The organism is Novosphingobium sp. MBES04 (genome assembly GCF_000813185.1).
In the GTDB taxonomy this organism is placed as follows: Bacteria; Pseudomonadota; Alphaproteobacteria; order Sphingomonadales; family Sphingomonadaceae; genus Novosphingobium; species Novosphingobium decolorationis.
Map to the genome: position 1 here is coordinate 263,894 of NZ_DF850489.1, position 1,369 is coordinate 265,262.

A 1,369-nucleotide genomic window follows, 5' to 3' on the forward strand; every position below is an offset into this window, starting at 1 on the left:
CTGCCGTTCCGTATATCGCGTCACGAGCGCACTTTGGCGATGATCAGATTGACGAAGAAGGCAAGTCCGATTGCGACTGCAACTACAGCCGCCATCATGATCCACATAGGCGTGTAGTCTCCAACGCAGGGCGGTTCTCGCCCTTCGCACCCTCCGCCGCCCATGATGCCTGCGGTGAACACGATCAATGCGACGGGCGCCATCAGCAGAAAAGCCGTAAGGCACCCCCAGTTCGTCGGACGGCTTGCGTAGCTCATCCTGCGATCCTGACTGGCGATGTTAGTGTCCGCAAGGGGCGTGTGCAGCCATTTCGCATTGGCGCCCTTGTTGGCCGTTTGGGGCCGAATCTACGCGCCAGGAAGCGGACCTTGCTACCGCAGCGCCTTCGGCTAACATTCCAGAATATGGACGCGCATATTTCTCTTGCTGATGTGAGCCAGCTGGTGGTGACGGAAATCGAAACCTTCGTTGTACCGGCCCCGCGTCCTGACCAGCTAGGAGAGGCTCTCCCTGAGGCATGGTTTGCGCAGCAATTAGATGAGATGAGAGCGTCTTTGATCGAGCCTTATATCATCGAGATTGATGGTGACGGGCGCTTCCCTGGAAGCATTCCCAAGCCGGTGCCAAGGCGGGTTGCCATTGTCGCTGAGGATGACGATATCTTCCTCGCTTATGATCCTGACCCTGACGGTGATTTCGCTTTGATATTCAAGTCAGCTTCCGGCTTTGGGGTATCGCCCAATCGTGGGCATGCCGTGGATTGCTTCATGTCGCGCTAGGCAAGGCGATTGCCCAAATCGGTGGCATGGAAGGACCGCAAAGGGGCGTGCGCTGAAATTCCGCCATGCGCCCATTGATGACCTTTGGCAGTCACGTTCTCTGCCTTGGAAGCGGTCATTCACGCGTGTCGAGCTATCCGACCTTGAGAGGGAAGGCGTCAGCATAGCCCGTCAATCTCGATCGACCATTTTGGATAGACAGCGGGAAGCGACCGAGCGGGGCCAGAATATCTGAGACGTCGGTCGAAAATTCAGCCCATTCGATCGCGCGAAGTTCGGTTGGACCAAATTCAATCGTGTCCATGTAGGGGTGAGGACAGGACAGGCTCGGAGGAAATTGCATCAAACGTGGAGTATCCACGTCGATAAACTTCACCACCATCTCGTGGATCTCGGGGCGTGCAACGTGAATAGCCGCAAACAGCTTTCTCCATTTCGTATCAGACATATACTAAGTAGCGAAGCGTCGTCGAGCAAGGCGGGCTACCGGGCGAGGATCATGGATCGTCATGTGGAAAGCATGGCTTGCAATAAGAGTGCTCGCAAGAGGGCGAATGGCTTCCGGCTAGCGCCCATCTACGCCGTTCATT

The 1,369-nt window shown here is 56.2% G+C and carries 3 protein-coding genes; 1 reads left to right on the plus strand and 2 read right to left on the minus strand.

Annotation, left to right across the window (positions count from 1 at the left end; all coding sequences use genetic code 11):
- Positions 1–20 precede the first annotated feature (20 nt).
- On the minus strand, positions 21–257 hold the full coding sequence (locus MBENS4_RS15065) for a hypothetical protein (protein ID WP_039392688.1): 237 nt from the start codon (positions 255–257) through the stop codon (positions 21–23).
- Positions 258–404: 147 nt separating this feature from the next.
- Here MBENS4_RS15065 and MBENS4_RS15070 point away from each other — a divergent pair, with 147 nt between their 5' ends.
- Positions 405–779: a hypothetical protein gene (locus MBENS4_RS15070; protein WP_144400957.1), complete on the plus strand. Its 375-nt coding sequence runs from the start codon at positions 405–407 to the stop codon at positions 777–779.
- Positions 780–912: 133 nt separating this feature from the next.
- Here the strand turns inward: MBENS4_RS15070 and MBENS4_RS25430 are convergent, their stop codons facing one another.
- Positions 913–1,227, minus strand: a complete 315-nt coding sequence (locus tag MBENS4_RS25430) for a hypothetical protein (protein ID WP_144400958.1) — start codon at positions 1,225–1,227, stop codon at positions 913–915.
- Positions 1,228–1,369 lie beyond the last annotated feature (142 nt).